General features: G+C 49.0%; 17 protein-coding genes. 16 read left to right on the top strand and 1 reads right to left on the bottom strand.

The window, feature by feature from the left end:
* Nucleotides 1-20 precede the first annotated feature (20 nt).
* The 10 genes from KI362_RS05690 (at nucleotide 21) to KI362_RS05645 (ending at nucleotide 8,861) form a co-directional block, all read left to right on the top strand.
* Nucleotides 21-155, top strand: coding sequence for a hypothetical protein (locus KI362_RS05690; protein ID WP_301625554.1), 135 nt, complete (start codon nucleotides 21-23; stop codon nucleotides 153-155).
* Nucleotides 156-365: 210 nt separating this feature from the next.
* Complete coding sequence (locus tag KI362_RS05685) at nucleotides 366-566, top strand: cold-shock protein (protein WP_301625552.1); 201 nt, start codon at nucleotides 366-368, stop codon at nucleotides 564-566.
* Nucleotides 550-864, top strand: a complete 315-nt coding sequence (locus tag KI362_RS05680; RefSeq protein WP_374705624.1) for a cold-shock protein — start codon at nucleotides 550-552, stop codon at nucleotides 862-864. Before KI362_RS05685 ends, KI362_RS05680 begins: the two co-directional genes overlap by 17 nt.
* A gap of 435 nt (nucleotides 865-1,299) precedes the next feature.
* Entirely contained in the window at nucleotides 1,300-2,613 is a 1,314-nt protein-coding gene (locus KI362_RS05675) for a BaiN/RdsA family NAD(P)/FAD-dependent oxidoreductase (protein ID WP_301625548.1), read from the top strand.
* Nucleotides 2,614-2,645: 32 nt separating this feature from the next.
* Entirely contained in the window at nucleotides 2,646-3,962 is a 1,317-nt protein-coding gene (locus KI362_RS05670; RefSeq protein WP_301625546.1) for a BaiN/RdsA family NAD(P)/FAD-dependent oxidoreductase, read from the top strand.
* Nucleotides 3,963-4,134: 172 nt separating this feature from the next.
* The gene (locus KI362_RS05665) at nucleotides 4,135-5,295 is read left to right on the top strand and encodes a cobalamin-independent methionine synthase II family protein (RefSeq protein WP_301625545.1); all 1,161 of its coding nucleotides are present in this window, start codon (nucleotides 4,135-4,137) and stop codon (nucleotides 5,293-5,295) included.
* Nucleotides 5,296-5,706: 411 nt separating this feature from the next.
* A complete protein-coding gene (locus KI362_RS05660) occupies nucleotides 5,707-6,630 on the top strand; it encodes a glycine betaine ABC transporter substrate-binding protein (RefSeq protein ID WP_301625543.1) in 924 nt (307 codons plus the stop codon).
* 186 nt (nucleotides 6,631-6,816) lie between these two features.
* The gene (locus KI362_RS05655; RefSeq protein ID WP_301625541.1) at nucleotides 6,817-7,110 is read left to right on the top strand and encodes a hypothetical protein; all 294 of its coding nucleotides are present in this window, start codon (nucleotides 6,817-6,819) and stop codon (nucleotides 7,108-7,110) included.
* On the top strand, nucleotides 7,101-8,240 hold the full coding sequence (locus tag KI362_RS05650) for a serine hydrolase (protein WP_301625539.1): 1,140 nt from the start codon (nucleotides 7,101-7,103) through the stop codon (nucleotides 8,238-8,240). Before KI362_RS05655 ends, KI362_RS05650 begins: the two co-directional genes overlap by 10 nt.
* 66 nt (nucleotides 8,241-8,306) lie before the next feature.
* Nucleotides 8,307-8,861, top strand: a complete 555-nt coding sequence (locus KI362_RS05645; RefSeq protein WP_044480597.1) for a GrpB family protein — start codon at nucleotides 8,307-8,309, stop codon at nucleotides 8,859-8,861.
* Nucleotides 8,862-8,955: 94 nt separating this feature from the next.
* Here KI362_RS05645 and KI362_RS05640 read toward each other — a convergent pair whose 3' ends face one another.
* Nucleotides 8,956-11,337: a GH36-type glycosyl hydrolase domain-containing protein gene (locus tag KI362_RS05640; RefSeq protein ID WP_301625536.1), complete on the bottom strand. Its 2,382-nt coding sequence runs from the start codon at nucleotides 11,335-11,337 to the stop codon at nucleotides 8,956-8,958.
* Nucleotides 11,338-11,771: 434 nt separating this feature from the next.
* On the opposite strand from KI362_RS05640, the gene KI362_RS05635 reads away from it, so the two are divergent.
* The 6 genes from KI362_RS05635 (at nucleotide 11,772) to KI362_RS05610 (ending at nucleotide 18,096) form a co-directional block, all read left to right on the top strand.
* Nucleotides 11,772-12,245, top strand: a complete 474-nt coding sequence (locus KI362_RS05635; RefSeq protein WP_301625535.1) for a DUF2975 domain-containing protein — start codon at nucleotides 11,772-11,774, stop codon at nucleotides 12,243-12,245.
* A gap of 10 nt (nucleotides 12,246-12,255) precedes the next feature.
* Complete coding sequence (locus tag KI362_RS05630; RefSeq protein WP_044480590.1) at nucleotides 12,256-12,465, top strand: helix-turn-helix domain-containing protein; 210 nt, start codon at nucleotides 12,256-12,258, stop codon at nucleotides 12,463-12,465.
* 8 nt (nucleotides 12,466-12,473) lie between these two features.
* On the top strand, nucleotides 12,474-13,058 hold the full coding sequence (locus tag KI362_RS05625) for a hypothetical protein (RefSeq protein WP_044480881.1): 585 nt from the start codon (nucleotides 12,474-12,476) through the stop codon (nucleotides 13,056-13,058).
* A gap of 145 nt (nucleotides 13,059-13,203) precedes the next feature.
* Nucleotides 13,204-14,802 carry a response regulator gene (locus KI362_RS05620; RefSeq protein ID WP_301625531.1) on the top strand — a complete coding sequence of 533 codons (1,599 nt, stop codon included), beginning with the start codon at nucleotides 13,204-13,206 and terminating at the stop codon, nucleotides 14,800-14,802.
* Entirely contained in the window at nucleotides 14,799-16,577 is a 1,779-nt protein-coding gene (locus KI362_RS05615; protein ID WP_301625529.1) for a cache domain-containing sensor histidine kinase, read from the top strand. The genes KI362_RS05620 and KI362_RS05615 overlap by 4 nt, the downstream gene beginning before the upstream one ends.
* Before the next feature lie 112 nt (nucleotides 16,578-16,689).
* A complete protein-coding gene (locus KI362_RS05610; RefSeq protein ID WP_301625526.1) occupies nucleotides 16,690-18,096 on the top strand; it encodes an ABC transporter substrate-binding protein in 1,407 nt (468 codons plus the stop codon).
* The last annotated feature ends 16 nt before the right edge of the window (nucleotides 18,097-18,112 follow it).

The raw sequence follows: 18,112 nt of genomic DNA, 5'->3' as shown, positions 1-18,112 counted from the left end.
TTTGACAGGAGATTTATCCTATGGAGGTGCGAACCCGCAAAAGGATTGCTCCTCCAAGCACGGATCAAATGATACTGGGTCTGCGGGAAGTATTGGAAGAAATCGCTGACCGGGAGCAGTCCTTGGAGCCTGGCAAATTGCAATTGGAGAAGTAAAGATATCCTAATCGCAAGCAGCTCCAGAAAAAAACAAAAAATGAATACTGGTAATTCAGTGTCGGTTGTGTTACAATCAGATTGTTGGAATTTCGATCTGAACTCACATATTGTAGAGGGTTATGATTTTGATTTTTAACCTTGTACAATATGTGATTTTTTTTGAAATTTTGAACATCATATAAATATGAAAATATGGAGGTAATGATCATGCAAAAAGGTACAGTAAAATGGTTTAACGCAGACAAAGGCTTTGGTTTTATCGAGGTTGAGGGTGGAGACGACGTATTCGTGCATTTCAGCGCGATTACTGGCGAAGGCTTCAAATCGTTAGACGAAGGTCAACACGTTGAATTTAACGTAGTACAAGGCAACCGCGGCCCACAAGCCGAGAATGTTGTTAAGCTGTAAGATTGCCGTTAAAAAGGCCCCGAACATCGTGTTTGGGGTCTTTTTTTTAAGCTTCATTACTCCATATAGGAAAGAGGGACGCTGCTTGTACTATTCACGAAAAAGACCGATGATGGATCTTCCGGAGGAAATGACAACGATATGGTCATGCACCAATGATAAGTGTAATGGATGGGTGAGAGACAATTTCGTTTTTTTGATTCAGCCGATATGCAGCCAGTGTAATTCCCTTATGGAAAAAGGCGAGAAAATGCTGCCTATTTTAGCCAATACTTGCTCTGATCAGAAGAAGCTCTAAATAAAGCACAGCAAAGGGAACCGTCACATGATAAGAGTCGTGTAAATCCATAACCGCATGAGGTTGTGGATTTTTGCTGTTTGGGGGATTACTTGTTAACGAAGCGTGTTCAGGTGCCCTTGATCAGGAACAAGCGGGGCTTGCACTTATGCTATAATTAGAAATAGCGCATTATTATTATCAGAAAATTCACACTTGCTTATAAATCAATTATATAAGTTGAACTATAAAAGTTACGTAGAAAGGGCATAAGTGTGAAGTGTGCTGAAGAAGCGAAAGCGTTCGCCTTTGTGAGTGGATTTCTACCTTATAATAACTTAGTTCAATTAGAGAAATCCGCGAACAACAGCGATCGTAAGCACACTTCACATGTTGCCCTCAGAACGTAAAATTCAGTAGTTCAACTTATATAGACAAAGGATGCATTGAATAACTATGTACGATTATCAGGACTCCGTGCACCACACGCTAATTATTATCGGTGCAGGAGCATCAGGACTCATGGCCGCCGTTACTGCGCGGGACCTGGGTATCGATACCGCCATATTGGAGGGTAACGACAGGATAGGCAAGAAGATTTCCATGACAGGCGACGGTCGCTGCAACATTACAAACGATTCCACTACGACGGGGACGGCCGACGCAGGGGTTGCTTTAGCACGCAAATATTATGGCAGTCAGCCGGAATTTCCGCGGCCCGTGCTGCAGCAATTCGGCATCCGTCAGACGATTGATTTCTTTCATGTGCTCGGGCTGCCGCTTACAAGCTTGAAAGAGGGCTTTATGTATCCGATGTCAATGCAGGCTGCATCGGTAGTGGATATTTTCGAGCTGGCTCTAGAGGAGCGGAGCATTCCGGTATACCTGAACAGGAAGGTGCTGGACGTCACCGTATCGGCGGATCATCCGCGCTTCAAGATGATATGCCGAACCGAGACAGAGGAACAGGTTGTCTATACCAGTGATTATCTGTTTCTGTGTACGGGCGGCCTTACCGGCCAGAATGCGGGAACGGATGGGTCAGGGTATACGCTTGCTCAAAAAATGGGACACTCCCTGGTCAAGCCTGTGCCAGCCATCGTGCAGTTGAAGGTGAAATACCCATATCAGAAGTCGCTGTCCGGCATCAAGCTCCAAGGACGAGCTCACATTCTCGTGAACGGCAAAATCGTCCGCAGCGAGACTGGCGAAATCCATTTTACGGATTACGGCTTCTCCGGTCCGCCGATTCTACAGCTCGGCCGGAAGGCAGCCGTTCATCTGGCGAAGGGGGACTCCGTGACCGTGCAGATTGATCTGATGCCGAACCGCACGGAGGAAGAGGTGGTCGAATTTCTAGACACGAACTGGGCAACCTTCGCACACCGGACGGTCGCGGAATCCTTCACCGGCTTTTTACACAAGAAGCTGACCTCCGTCCTGCTGAAGGAAGCGAAGATCGATCAAGAGCCGGGCCTGCTTTGCCAGGAGCTCTCAGGGAAGACCAAAAAGATTTTTTATAAGCTATTGAAATGCTGGGAGTTTAAAGTAACCGAAACTCAAAGCTTCGAGCTTGCGCAAGCGACAGCCGGCGGCATTGCTACGAAGGAGCTCGACGCGAATACGCTGGAATCCAAGCTCGTGCCGGGGCTCTATTTGGCTGGCGAGGTGATGGATGTCGACGGCGACTTCGGCGGCTACAATCTGCAATGGGCCTGGAGCTCCGGCTATTCGGCCGCGATGGCGCTGGGGAAACACATTTTCAGATAAAAATATTGAACAAAGGAATGTATTCACCACCTATGAATAAATCTCAATCTTCCAAGCACCATACGCTGCTTATTATCGGTGCAGGCGCTTCAGGTCTTATGGCCGCCGTTACCGCGCGAGATCTGGGGATCGATACGGCAATCATTGAAAGCAACGACCGACTCGGGAAAAAGGTGCTGACCACCGGGAACGGGCGCTGCAACATTACGAACAAATCTACGGCGACGGGCACCGACGAAGCGCTTAATTTGTCGAGCAAATATCATAGCAATCAAGCGGAATTTCCGCTGCCAGTGCTGCGGCAATTCGGTGTCCGCCAAACCGTTGATTTCTTCAACACGCTCGGCCTTCCGCTGATCGCCATTGAGAATGGCCGAATGTATCCCATGTCGCTGCAGGCTGCGTCGGTACTGAATATTTTTCAGATTGCGCTGGAGGATCGGAATGTTCCCATATACTTCAAGACCAAGGTACTGGACGTGATCGTATCGGAGGGACATCCGCGATTCTCGATCCAATGCCAGACAGAGAACGAGGGAGAGGTCACCTATACGAGCGATTATCTATTCCTTTGCACAGGCGGCCTTACCGCTCCAAAGACTGGAACGGATGGCTCCGGTTATACACTGGCTCAGCGTCTTGGACACACCCTGATCGATCCTGTCCCTGGAATTGTTCAATTGAAGCTGGACAGCCCGTATCTGGCGGAGCTGTCCGGTGTGAAATTCGAGGGCTGGGGACATATCCTTGTAAATGGTGAAGTCATTCGCAGTGAATATGGAGAGGTATTGTTTACGAACTATGGTGCCTCTGGCCCGCCGATTCTCCAGTTAAGCCGGAAGGCGGCGTATCAACTGGGACAAGGGAAAAGGGTGATCTTATCGCTTGATATGATGCCGGACCGCACAGAGGAAGAGGTCGTTGATTTTCTGGATACGCATTGGGGAATGTTCGGACACCGGACGGTAGCGAATTCTCTAATCGGCATCGTGAACAAGAAGCTGATCCCCGTTCTTTTGAAAGAGGCGGGAATGGATGAGGATCAGAACCTGTTGTGTCAGGATATGTCGTGGAAAACCAGGAAGGCCTTGTGCGGCCTCATGAAGCGCTGGAATTTCATCGTGACCGATACCAACGGCTTCCCGAACGCTCAGACGACAGCCGGCGGGATCGATACGAGAGACCTCCAGGAAGGAACGCTGGAATCCAAGCTCGTGCCCGGGCTTTATTTTGCCGGCGAGGTCATGGATGTGGATGGAGACTGCGGAGGCTATAATTTGCAATGGGCCTGGAGCTCCGGCCACACCGCCGCAACGGCGCTTGCTGATCGGATTGCTGGCAAGAGGTAGATCATTATATTGCAACTTGAGCTATAGCAATATTAATAAAAGACATATTCAACTATAGCTTCAGGTTATAGCTGGATATGTCTTTTGGGTATTATGCGGTGCCTTCACTTCAGTGCTACAATCAGACTATTATTTTACACAACATATAATATCGATCGGGGAGGCTATCCAGATGAGTAAAAAATTCCAGACCGTCGGCAGCTTGCTGCGGCCAGCTGAGCTATTGAAATATAAGACGCAAATCGAGCATCGTGATGATATCAGCTATCCTTTCTACAAGGAATTTGAAGGCTATCAAGAGTGTGAGACCAAGACGATTGAGAACGTGGTCCAACAGCAAATTGAGCATGATTTGCCTGTCATTACGGACGGGGAATATTCCAAATCCATGTGGCATCTTGATTTTGTTTGGGGATTTCAAGGGGTTAGCCGTTACATTGCTGATCATGGGTACTTTTTCCGTGATGTGGACGGCAGCTCGAAATATGAGACCCGGAAGGATATTGGTCTGCGGATTACCGGTGAATTGAGCGGGAAGAACCATCATTTCATTGAGATATTCAAGAAGCTTACAACGCTTGCCGGTGATCGTGAAACCAAGCTGTGTGTACCTTCTCCATCGCATATTTTCGGCGAACTGTCCTGGTCGGACAATATCGGCGGCAAGGATGCCGTGTACAAGGACAGACAGGAGCTTAAAGCGGGTCTTGTCAAGGCTTACAAGGAGTTTGTGGAGGAGTTTGCCGCCGCCGGAGGTCAAATCCTGCAATTCGACGACTGTCTGTGGGAGCTGTTTGCCGACGATAACCCGAACTCTCCGTATACAGGGGAGAATATCAATCAAGAGGAAGTACAGGCCTTGGCTTCTGAGTTTATAGATATTAACAATGCCGTCATCGATTATGGACATAGCCTGGGCTTGAAAATGTGGACACACAACTGCCGCGGCAACTATGATTCCCGCAATATGGGCGGCGGCTCCTATGTGAAAATTGCGAACTTGTTCCTGAAGCAGCTTAAATATGACCGATTCTTCCTGGAATGGGACGACGAGCGTGCTGGATCGCTAGAAGCGCTGGCGGTGTTCAAGGACAAGCCGGAAACGGAAATTGTATTGGGTCTGCTGTCCTCCAAAACGAATACGCTGGATGATGAAGAGCGTGTTCTCCGTTTGCTGGATGAGGCCTCGAGTATTATCGACAAGGATCGTCTGCTGCTGTCTCATCAATGCGGCTTTGCCTCCTGTGATGGCGGCAATGAATTGACAGAGGCTGAGCAATGGGCAAAAATCAACCAAGGGCAACGAATCGCCAAGCAGTATTGGGGCAAGTAATATTTAGACTAAGCGAGGCCACCTTATAGGGTGGTCTTTCTATGTTTTATTGGTTGTCGAAGAGAGGGGAACTAGGTCATGACTGGAGACGCCTGTCATAAAATGAAACCGTTTTAACAAAGGCAAAGCAGAAAAAAAATAAAAAAATTGTCGGCCGATGATCTTTGAAGTAGATTTCCAGAAAAAAAGAGGATAAAAGAGGATTAGCAAGCATATGAGAGTACACTTTATACAGTATTTTCTGTACGTACGCAATGAACGCTGTTTTTGATTTGTGATCAATTTGATTGTTTGCTATCATAGCGTTGTTGTATCGGCAAGCGACTGTCGCGTCTCGTCAAATGTTGTTTTACAATTCTGCAGAATGTAATACTGGCATCTGAACAACCGTACAAAAGGGGAGAACACAGCATGAAGAAAACGAGAAAGTGGTTGATCTTTACTAGTCTGGTTGCATTGTTCCTGTTAGGAGCATGTTCAGCGAATAATGCAAATACTGCAAATAATGCAAATAATGCTAAGAGTGAAGGGAATAAGCCTGTCGGAGAGCAGGTTGATTATAAGATTACGGGAACGGACGCAGGCTCGGGACTCATGAGACTGACGGCACAGGCCATGCAGGATTACGAGCTGTCGGATTGGACGCTGCTGGAGAGCTCGGCAGCCGGGATGACTGCAGAACTGGATAGAGCGTATAAGAACAAAGAGCCTATTGTCATTGTGGCTTGGTCGCCGCACTGGATGTTTAATACCTATGACCTTAAATATCTAGAAGACCCCAAACTGACTTATGGCGAGCCGGAGGAGATTCGTACGATTGCAAGACTTGGATTACAGGAGGATCACCCTGTAGCCTATGAGTTTTTGGATCGGTTCCACTGGACAGCTGAGGACATGGGGGAAGTGATGATCGATATTCAGGGAGGCATGGACCCGGGAGCAGCAGCCAAGAAATGGGTGGATGAGCATGAAGCCGAGGTTCAGGAATGGACGGATGGCTTGGAGCCCGTGGATGGAGATGCTATTACCCTAAGCTATGTTGCATGGGATTCCGAAATTGCGAGCACCAACGTGGTTCGATACGTGCTTGATGAGAAGCTTGGATATGAGGCACAAGCCCTGCAGGTGGAGATTGGACCGATGTGGATCGGCGTCTCCAACGGGGATGTGGATGCCATAGTAGCGGCCTGGCTCCCGGTAACCCATGCAGATTATTGGGACAAGTATGGTGACAGCCTGGATGACCTCGGGGCGAACATGATTAATGTGAAATCCGGATTAGCCGTACCAACGTACATGAAGGATGTAAATTCGATTGAGGATTTGCAGTCCTGATCACGGATACAGCTTTATTAGCAAGACGGGAAGCAACCTTTGTCCATTGTAGATGGATAGGGGTTGCTTTTTTTGCATATAGACCCTGGATATTGACAAGTAAAAAGCATATTTGCACTTACTTGTAGATGACTACGGGGCAGGAGAAGCGAGGAACCCATATGAGCTCTTTAAGGAGAGTTTGTCGTGATTCCCGGTCCTTCGGGGTCGAGCAAGAGCACCTTGCTCAATTTGCTAGGCGGATGGATCAGGCGTTATGATTATCCCCGATATCAAGCTCACGAGCTATCTCATTGCGGTCAGTTTGACACTATTGTGCTTGTTGACCGTAAAAATAATGATGAGCGGCAAGCTAAGGAAGATCGACATGGTGTCTTCTTTGAAATCCGTGGATTGAAGGGTGGCTTTACGGACGGGCTGCATATTGAACTCGGCGATTATGCCATTGACAAGAGGGGGAGTAGTAAAAATTGCTCATAGTTATTGTGGTTGCTGCATTTATGATCATTGCTCTATTGGCTGTTGTTATGTTGGTTATAGCAAAACGTCAGAATCAGATGAAGACAGAATATGATGTTCTGAGTTATCTCAAGAACAATCCGGATAAAGCCTCGTTGTATATGCTCAAAAATGGAGTCGAGATGATTAGCTATCATGCAGAGGTACAAAGACCTCTGGCGAGTACGGCAAAATTAATCGTAGCTGTTGAATTTGCGCGCCAGCTTGTGAATAAGTCTCTGGATCAGGATGAAGAGATACCCTTGGAGGAACTTCAGCGCTTTTATATTCCGGGATCCGATGGCGGCGCCCATGAAAAATGGATGGAGTCTGTCAAAGCTCAAAATAAAATCATCGAGAACAGGGTCACCCTGTTTGAAATTGCACGAGGGATGCTAATCCAAAGTTCAAATGCCAATATGGAATTTTTAATGCAGAGACTGGGGCTGGATGCTATCAATGCCAACCTGCAGCATCTGTCAATGACCTCTCATGACAGGTTGTTTCCTTTTTCGTCTGCCGGACTTATTTGTTCTTTTGTTCAGGAGCAGGAGAAGATTAGCTTCGAAGAAGCACTGCTAAGCATAGAAGGTATGAGCCGCGAAGAATACATGGCCCATGCTATGAACATTCATGACATATTAGGCAACGGAAAGGATTCCTCTGCAATCAAGCGATGGAACACACGCAAGAGCTATGCCAGGGAGCTACAGCTCATGGAGTCCCGCAAACAACCTCGGGGCACGGCAAGAGATTACGCCAATTTGATGAGGGCCATTCAAAATGAAACCCTGCTCCCCCATGCGATCAATGGAGTGCTCAAAAGCCTGCTAGAGCAGCCTGTGGATGCTACTAAAATGAAAGAATTCGGGAATAAAGGCGGGTCATCCATTTCTATTCTGACAGAGGCTTTTTATTGTACGGATATAAAGGAAAACCAAATTCAACTAGCCCTGTTTATTCATGAAGAATCCGAGCTGGAACAAATCTGGTTGAGGAAGAAAACACATTTGTTTCTTGCGAAGCTATTAACGGACAGCCTGTTTGAAGAGGAGGTACAAAGAGAGTTGTCTGTGCAAGTAGATGACTCGATCAGTCCGAACGGATCATAGCTGCCTACCAGTCGAATGGCAGAGGAGCTTTTAAATAAGGCAATAAGGCAGACAGGAGATGTGAGCATGGAAGAAGTCATTATTTCAGAATACACTTCGGATTGGATTAATGAATTTGAAGAAGAAAAAAATAAAATAAGAATTGCTCTAGGAGATCTTCAGGTCGTCATTGAGCATATCGGCAGCACATCTGTTGCGGGCTTGGGATCAAAACCGACGATTGATATTATGGCGGGCATACCCAGCCTGAATTCAATGAATGAATCCTATATTAAAAGCCTGGACGACATCGGCTATGAATATGTTTATAAGCCGGAATTTCCGGAGAGATTATTTTTCAGAAGAGGTCTGTGGCGAGCAGGAACGCATCATTTACACATCTATAAATATCACGGTCGTAATTGGAACGAGAATGTGTTGTTCAGGGAGTACTTGAAGAGAAATCCTGAAGCAATGAATGAGTATTATCATTTAAAGAAGAAGCTGGAACAGGAATTCAAGCATGACAGAGTAGCTTATACGCAGGGTAAAGCAGATTTTATTACGGATATTATTAATAGAGCAAGCAACGATAGTGAGTTAATCCGATTTCTCAGAGAAAGCAACCTTATCGGGGATTAGCAGCGATGCTTCATTATGAAAAGCTCGCACGAGCAGGGCATTGTGACTTCCCTGCTCAATGCGAGCAATGATGTCTAATCGGGAAGATATCCTATTATCCCATAAAGACCTGCACTTGATTGTCGTCTTTCATTTCGGCAACTGGAATCAGATTACCCTGAATTTCTTTACCGTTAATGATGAGGCGGGAGACGCCCTTCTCAACACCGTTCTGGTTCTCTACCTGAATGTTCAGCTTCTTGCCGCGGAATTCCCGTACCATGGAGAACGTCTTCCAGTCCGAAGGAACGCACGGGTTGATGCGCAAGCCGTCAAATTGCGGCTGAATCCCCATGATGCCTTCGACCAGGGAGACCATCACCGTTGAAGCGGTGCCGGTGAGCCAGTGGACATGGGCCCGGCCTTGATAAGGGCTGTCCTTGGACTCGACGAACTGTCCGTGCACATAAGGCTCCAGCTTGCGGATTTCAGCTTTATCATTCATGCTGGCCGGACTGCAGTCCAGGAAGTATTCAAATGCACGATCCCCGTTGCCGATCATGGTCTCCGCTAGAATGAGCCACCCTTGCGGCTGGCTGAAAATGCCGGCATTTTCCTTGGTAGAGGCATTGAACAGGGCCATCAGCGCAACAGGCAAGCCGTATTTCCGGAACGGCGGGTAGAATAGCATGGTTCCGTAATCCGTGCGCAGATTCTCATAGACTTTGTCCATGGCGAGCTTTGCTTGATCCGGACGGGCAGCGCCGCTTAGTACGGCCCAGCTTTGCGGATTCAGCCAGATTTTTGCCTCATCGTTCTCCCAGGAGCCGATCGTATAGTTATCCTCTGTAAAGCCGCGGACAAATTGATCCTTCTCCCAAGCATGCTTCTGAATGTTCTCATCCAGCTCCTCGAGCAGAGTCTGGGCCCACGCAGCATCCTCAGGCTTGTTCTTGTTCTGCGCGATATCGATGAACACTTTAAAGGCCATGTACAGCTGGAAGGCAACGAACAGCGATTCTCCCTTAGCTCCAAGCCGCAGGCAATCGTTCCAATCCGCATGAAGTCCGACAGGCATGCCGTGCGCGCCCATTCGATCGAGGCTGAATTGAAGCGCCTGGCGCAAATGCTCATACACCGTAGCTTCGCCTCGATCCGAATAAGGAATTACTTCGTCCGTGAAGTCCCAGTTGCCGCTTTCATTTAAATACTTGATGACGGTTGGGAACAGCCATAGGGCATCATCGGCCCGGTAATGAGGATGTCCTGTCTCCCGCACATATTCCGGATCGTCCGGTGTGCCCTCATGTCCCGGATTATGGTCGAATTTCACGAGCGGCAGACCGCCGCCGTTGGAGACCTGAGCCGAGATCATCAGGCGCAGCCGTTCGAGGGCCATCTCATGATCCAGATGAATGATGCCTTGAATATCCTGCACGGTATCCCGATAGCCAAGTCCGTTGCGCAGGCCGCAGTATTGGAAGGAAGCCGCACGGGACCAGATGAAGGTAATGAAGCACTGGTAAGCATTCCAGGTATTGATCATGTTATTCAAATTATCGCTTGGCGTCTGAACCTGGAAGCGGTTAAGCTTGCTGTGCCAGAAGGTCTTCAGCTCTTCAAGCTCCTTATCCACCACAGCCAAATCCTTGTAATGGCTAAGAACTTCAGATGCCCCCTGCTCTTCGTACTGACCGAGGAGGAAGGCAACCTCCTTCTCTTCTCCCGGCTGCAAATCTACATTAATCTGCAGCACCCCGCAGGAGTTGGTGTTATAGTTCAGCGAATTGGCGCATTGGCCGTTCTCCACGGAGGCCGGGTTGCCATAGCCGCGGTAATCGCCGAGGAAGGTATCCCGATCGCCATCGTAGCCCGTTACCTCTGCACCGGCGGCACCGAAGAATCTCCAGCTTTGCTCCTCAGGCGTATTTTCATTGATGACTTGCAGAATCTTATTGTTCTTGTAATAGGTGCGCGAAGTGAACAATGTGTATTGAAGATTTACAGTGTCCTGTTCGTAGTTGTTGCTGTTGGTGAATTCGACGAATCCAAAGAGCGCAAGCTTCCGGGGCTTGGAGCCGTCATTGCGCACCTTCATGCGCCATACCTCATAGGTTTTGTTCATGGGCACATAATACAAGGTCTCCGTCCGGATGCTGTCATATTCCGCAACGATGTTCGTGTATCCGGTTCCATGATGGCATACCGATTTGTACTGCTCCAGATCCTTGCCTACCGGCTGCCAGGAGCCTGACCAATAATCGCCGTTCTCCAAATCCCGCACATAAATATAGCGTCCAGGCTCATCCTTGGAATTGAAATGATAGCGGATATGCCGTCCGTTCGCGCCGGACTTCACAAAGCTGTATCCTCCGGCATTGCCTGAAATAATCGCGCCGTATTCCGGCGAGCCGAGGTAGTTCGCCCAAGGGGCAGGCGTATTCGGTTTTGTAATGAGATATTCCTTGTTTTTCTCGTCAAAGTAACCGTATTGCATGACCATTCCTCCTAATAAAGTGGATGATAGGCAGGGCAATAAACGCGCGTTCACAAAAAGATGAAGGTTGCCAACCCAATCTAATCATAAGATAGTTTTCAAAACTGTAAAACCTTTATTTGTGAAAAATAACCAAACATGTTGCCAGTTAATACATATTGATAGTGAATAATTATTTATTGAAAAACGATAACTAATAAGTATAATCTATATAGGTTCAACTAGAACAGTACACAGAAAGGGCATAAGTGAGAAGTGTTCTGTAGAAGCGATAGCGTTCGCCTTTGTGAGCGGATTTCTACTCTATGATGGCTTAGTTCAGTCAAAGAAATCCGTGAACAACAGCGATCGTAAGAACACTTCACACGTTGCCCCTAGTGTACAATCTTTAGTTAAACTTATACAGATAACGATAACCAAGCGAGGTGCTTTGTGTGAAACGCGAAACGCTATTTTTGAAGGCCGTTATTATTTTGATTGCGCTCCCGGTGCTTGCCTTGTGCGCATGGGGGCTGCCTTCGATCATCAAGGAAGCGACAGATACTTATCCTGCCGCTTGGGTATTTTCCCTTTTAGTCATCATGTACCTCTCGGCCATTCCATATTTCTGGGCGCTGGTTCAAGCCTATAGACTATTAAGCTATATTGACAAGAACGAGGCCTTCTCGGAATTGTCGGTACGGGCTTTAAGATGGATCAAGTATTGCGGCGCTGCCATCAGTATCTTGTATGCGGCAAGCGAACCCTTCCTCTATTTGATTGCCGAGCGTGACGATGCTCCGGGACTTATTCTCATGGGGATGATCGTCATTTTTGCCTCATTTGTAATTGCGGTCTTTGCGGCGGTGCTTGAGAAGCTCCTGAAAAACGCCATCGATATCAAATCCGAAAATGATTTAACGGTCTGAGGTGAAGACAATGGCGATCATAATTAATCTTGATGTCATGTTGGCAAAGCGGAAGATGAGCGTGACAGAGCTGTCGGAGCGGGTTGGAATCACCATGGCGAACCTTTCTATTCTGAAGAACGGCAAGGCGAAGGCGATCCGTTTCTCTACGCTGGAGGCGATTTGTCAGGCGCTGGAATGCCAGCCCGGAGATATTTTGGAATATCAGGATGAGGAGTAGCGGGTATGATGACTAAGGAACGAACCATATATCTTCTTCTCTCGGATACGGGGACGGTGTTGAACAGACTGATTAAGTGCTACACGGGACAGCCTTATAATCATGCTTCCATCGCTTTTGATGTCGAAATGACCGAGGTATACAGTTTTGGCCGGAAAGTCGCATACAATCCTTTTATAGGAGGCTTCGTCCGGGAAGATCTTCATTCGGAGCTATTTAAGGAGGCGGCATGTGCCGTCTACGCGCTCTCTGTTACCCCTGATCAGTATCAAAGGATGTATCGGTATGTCCAGCGCATTGCCGCTCAACAAGAGCGGTACCGCTACAATTTTATAGGCTTATTTGGCGTCATGCTTAATACACCGACCAAGAGAGAGCATGCTTTCTTCTGTTCGCAGTTTGTAGCCTCTGTCTTCATCGAAGGCAAGGTGATGGATCATGTCAAGGATCCTTCTCTGATCGAACCGGGCGAGCTGCCGTATTTCGCCGACTGCCGATTGCTCTTTGAAGGCAAGATAGAGGAGTATCAAACAAAAATAATCCACCTTTCTAACTTTAATACTCTGTTGAATTCCGGATGCAGCATTATATAATGATCCTATACGCCTCACTTATGTGATGGCGTTTTTTTTATATAAGCTAAATTAGGAGACTCTCACATGTTGCCTCCAGCGTACAGTCAATAGTTTAACTTATATAATAACGCCGAACAGATAATTCAGACTGGGGGTTATGCGGTTGAAAATACTGATCGTAGATGATGAGCCAAGGCATCTGAGAGGAATGATGAGTCTGATTCAACAATTGCGGCCGGATGCTGAGGTCACGGCTGCGAAGGACGGCATCGCTGCGCTGGAGCAGGCCCGAGAGGACTGCCCCCAGGTAATCCTGACCGATATCCGGATGCCCCGCATGGATGGATTGGCCTTTCTGGAGAAGCTTAAAGAAGAAAGGATCTTTACTAAAGTTGTTATGGTATCCGCTTACAATCTGTTTGAATACGCGCAGAAGGCGATCCGCCATGGCGCTTATGATTATTTATTGAAGCCGGTGGAGGTCGAGAATGTGGAGCGGTTACTCGACCGGATCGAGCTTCAACTCAGTATCGAGTCGCTCCAGCGCAGGGAGGCGGAGGAATTGAAGCAACGGCTGACCCTTGCTTCCTCGGCTTACCGCAGCAGGCTCTATCTGTCCTGGCTGAGCGGGAGCTTGACACCGTCCGAGCAAGAGGAGATAGACGAGATGGACTGGCTGCAGGGTGGGGGGCTGATCATCTATTCCGAGCTAAAGACCGCCAGGGCCGAAGAACAGAATATCGGCGAGCTCGCCTATTTGCAATGTCTGGAGCAAGGCTGGTCGAAGCTGGGAAAGGCGTTGACGATTCCCCGGAGCGGCTTTCAGGATCAGACACTCCGCGCGGTAACGATTGTGCGAACGCTTCCGCTTGCTGCTCCGTCTCTGGAGTCGTTGATCCGTTCAATCGCCTTATCCCTTTCCGCGGAGCTGTCAAGAAACGGCCGGCTAACGCATGGAGTCAGCTCGTATTGCGAGTCAATCGTGAGCGAAGGACCTCAAGCGTACCGGGCGGCCCGGGAAGCCAATGAGCATAACTTCTTTGCCTGCTGGGAGGGACTGTTTCTGTATGATCAGCCTCGCAGCTCGCATCAACCGATCCCGGTGGATTCGGAGAGGCTATTCGAAGCGCTGCTGGACAATGAGCCCGAGATTGCGATCAATCGCTGCAGGACAGCCTTCGCGCGGTTATCGGATGCCGGTCATGCACAGCCTGCGCTGATCAAGGAACAGGCTTCTCTGCTGCTCGTTAAGCTCAAGAGCAGAATACACGAGCTTGTGGACCGGAAGGTAAGCAGGCAGCTTACGCAGACGGCAGCGGCGCTTGTTCAGGCCTGCGGGTCGTATGAGGAGCTCATGGATCGGCTGGAGCTCAGCCTGCGGGAGGTTCATCAGGCGCTAAGGCAGTCCCAACAGGACAAGAACGAGATCATCATCACCAATTGCTTGAGATGGATTCGGGAGCATATAAAAGAGGATTTAACGCTCGAGCGGGCTGCGGCGCACTTTTTCTTTAACCCGTCTTATTTCAGCACATTCATCAAGAGCAAGACGGGAAGAACCTTCTCCGAGCATGTCACGGCGATCCGAATGGGCCGGGCCAAGGAATTGCTCGCGGAGAATAAGCTCCGAATTTACGAAATCTCCGCAGAATGCGGATATCAGGATACAAAGTATTTCTGCCGCGTGTTCAAGAAGCATCACGGCATATCGCCAGAAGCTTACAAGCATACTTCACTTCCGGAAAGGAAGCGTAAGGAATGAAGACAACCTTCCGTTCGCGAATTTTGGCAAGCTATATTTTTCTGATCGCGGTTCCGCTCATCCTGCTCGGAGTTGTGTATTATCGGACGAGTCTGCAAGTGGTGACAGAGCAGGCGCAGCGAAACGTGTATGAGATCGTCAAGAAGAATAATGCGCTCATGGATACGAAGCTGGGAATCATAGAGCAGAATAGCTTGGCCCTCTTCGTAGATAAGGACTTGTTCCGTGTATTCAGCAAGCTGGATCCCTCCAATGAAGCGGATATTTTCGACGCGGACCGCCAGGTCTCTTCGGTGCTGAGCAAATATTTCACGTTGAACGAGGATGTCTATGCTTATCAGTTATGGACATCCTATTTCACCTTTGGGCAGATGCTGCCGCAGGGGGATCCGACCCGATCCGATGTCTATCGCAAGGCACAGGAGGCCGGAGGCAAAATTGTCTGGTATCCCACCTATGATTTCGTAGACATGTTTGATCAGCCCTATTTGCAGGAGGGTAAGCTGGATTTCCGCCATTTATTCTCTGCGACGCGGTATCTGGACTTCTCTTATCTGGATAATACGACACTCGAAAAGATGCCCCCCGGGGTAGAGCGTCCTGTCCTCACGATCAGCTTCAAATTGGAAGCCTTAAGGTCTCTCTATGAGGAGAGCTTTCCTGAAAATTCCCGCTATTTGGTGATGAATGAGGATTATCAAGTCGTTGCAAGCAGTGATCCCGGGAAGGTCGCGAAGCAATATAAAGAACCCTGGCTGGAGCAGGTGCAGCTGGAAAATAGCGGCACGCTGAGAATGACGCTCGATGGAGAGGCGGTCATTGTCTGCTTCGATCGCTCGTCGGTTACCGGCTGGATCTCGGTAGTGTGGACACCCGAATCGACGCTGGTGAGCAGCCTGGTGCCGGTCATCCGGACGTCGAGCCTGCTGATGGTCGTCGTTATGGGTATCCTGGCCATGGTGTTTGCTTATTTTATGGCGGACCGGATTACAAATCCGATCAAGAAGCTGCTAGGCGCTATGCGCTCTGTAGGGGGAGGCGACTTTCAGACCCAGGTCGCTTATCACAGTAATGACGAATTCGGCATTTTGCTGCACCGCTTCAACCGCATGAACGAACAGATCCGGCTCCTGGTGACGGAAAATTACGAGATTAAGCTGAGGGAGCAGGAGGCGGAGATTCAGGCGCTCAGCATGCAGATGAACCCGCATTTCCTGTACAACACGCTGAACGTCATGAACTGGACAGCCATCGAGAACGGGCAGAAGGAGCTCAGCAAAATGCTCGTCTGCTTATCCAATATGCTGCATTACACCTCACGTAAGGACTGGGGAGCCGTTCATTTGTCGGAGGAGACGGAGTGGATGAGCAATTATTTTTACATTATGGGGGCCCGGTTTGAGGATAAGTTTACGGTGAGCTATGAGATTGATCCGCAGCTGTATGAATATAAGGTTCCGCGCCTGCTGTTTCAGCCCTTTGTTGAAAATGCGATCCTGCACGGCTTCGATCAGATGGAGACAGGGGGCGTTATTCACATCCGCGGCTGGATCGAAGGCGACACCAGACATTACCAAATTGCCGACAATGGGCGGGGAATGAGCGAGGATACGGTGCATGCCATTCTGTATCAGGAATCCTCCTCGATCGGTATCAAGAACATGATTGCCCGAATCCAATTGATGTATGGCGGGGAGTACGGCATCTCGATCAGCTCTGCGCCGGGGTCGGGGACAAGCGTCTTGATTCGGCTTCCGCTGCATCCCCAAAATTAGTCCACCATTCCAAAGACCTTCGGGTTATGTAAGCGCTGCCTTAGAATCTATAATCAAGTCATCATAGACTGCAGCTATGAATTCAAGGATGTAATCGAGAGGGGTTCAGAAAATGAAACGACAAAAGAAGTCGGTCTTGGTCCTCGCCGCTTTGATACTTATGTTCGTTACCGTCATGACCGCTTGCGGCAAGCCCGGCGCGGACGGCGGCTCATCCTCGCCTTCGGGATCATCCGGCGAAGCCGGTTCGAAGGAGAGCATCACACTGCGCATGACCGTATGGGGCTCGCCGGAAGAAGTTGCGGCCTACAAATTCGGCATTAAGCGCTTTGAAGAAAAATTTCCGAATATCAAGGTTGATCTGCAGCATATCGCCGCTGATTACGATACGAAATTAACGACGATGGTAGCGGGTAACGACGTGCCGGATATCGCGATGATGGAATCGGCCAGTATTGCTTTTCCGCTCGCAGAGCAAGGGAAGTTTTACAATCTCCAAGAGTTCCTCGATAAAGATGAATTTATCAACGTGGACAGTCTCGTCCCGAACATTATTTATTCGCTGGAGCCCGGCAATGTGATCGGCATCGGACCTGGACCGGAATCCTTTGGCTTATTCTACAATGAAGACATTTTCAAGGACGCCGGAATCGAGCCCCCGCCTAGCAAGCTGTCTGAAGCCTGGACCTGGGATGAGTTCATCGAGGTGGCCAAGAAGCTGACTGTCGATTCGAAGGGCAGAACAGCTGATGACCCCGACTTTGACCCTAAGAATATTAAGCAATACGGGGTCAGTGTCTCGACCTGGTGGGGCGTGTACAGCAATTTCATTTACTCGAACGGGGGAGATTTCGTCTCCGAGGACGGCAAGAGCTTTGCATTAAATCAGCCGGCTGCGGTAGAAGCGCTGCAGAAAATATCGGACATGATGAATGTGCATCATGTGTCGCCTTCGCCTGTGCAGGCAAAGAATATTCCGGCAACCAACGTTGCGCTCCAGACGAAGAAGGTCGCTATGGCGATTGACGGGCAATGGGCTACCGCTGGCCTGGCGCAATCGAATTTCAACTTTAACGTAGGGGTTATGCCTGTTCTGAAGGAACCGGTAACGACCGTCGTCTGCGGTATGTTCTCGATGTTCAAGTCCACGAAGCACCCGGAAGAAGCCTGGGAGCTGATGAAGGCCTTGATCGATCCGGAGGCCTCGATCGAGATGATTACGAGCGGCACCTGGATGCCGTCATACAAGAATTGGTACACCGAGCCGGATTTGCTTGCTAAATGGACCGAGAATCTGGATGCCCGGCCTTCGGGCTATAATGACGCCATCGTTGAAGTCATCCTGACAAAGGGTCATCAGACGCCTACCGGCTATGTGAAGAACTTCAACAAGATCATGGATATCGTCAATCCTGCCTTGGATAAAGTGTGGCTTGGCCAGCAGACGGCGCAGGAAGCGATGGATTCAATCGCCGCCAAGGCACAAGAGCAGGTTCAAGGGCGTCGGGACATCAAGTAGTCAATCCGCTGTGGAT

This window comes from Paenibacillus apis (assembly GCF_018333295.1).
In the GTDB taxonomy this organism is placed as follows: domain Bacteria; phylum Bacillota; class Bacilli; order Paenibacillales; family Paenibacillaceae; genus Fontibacillus; species Fontibacillus antibioticophila.
This window is presented reverse-complemented; position numbering and strand designations above follow the sequence as displayed.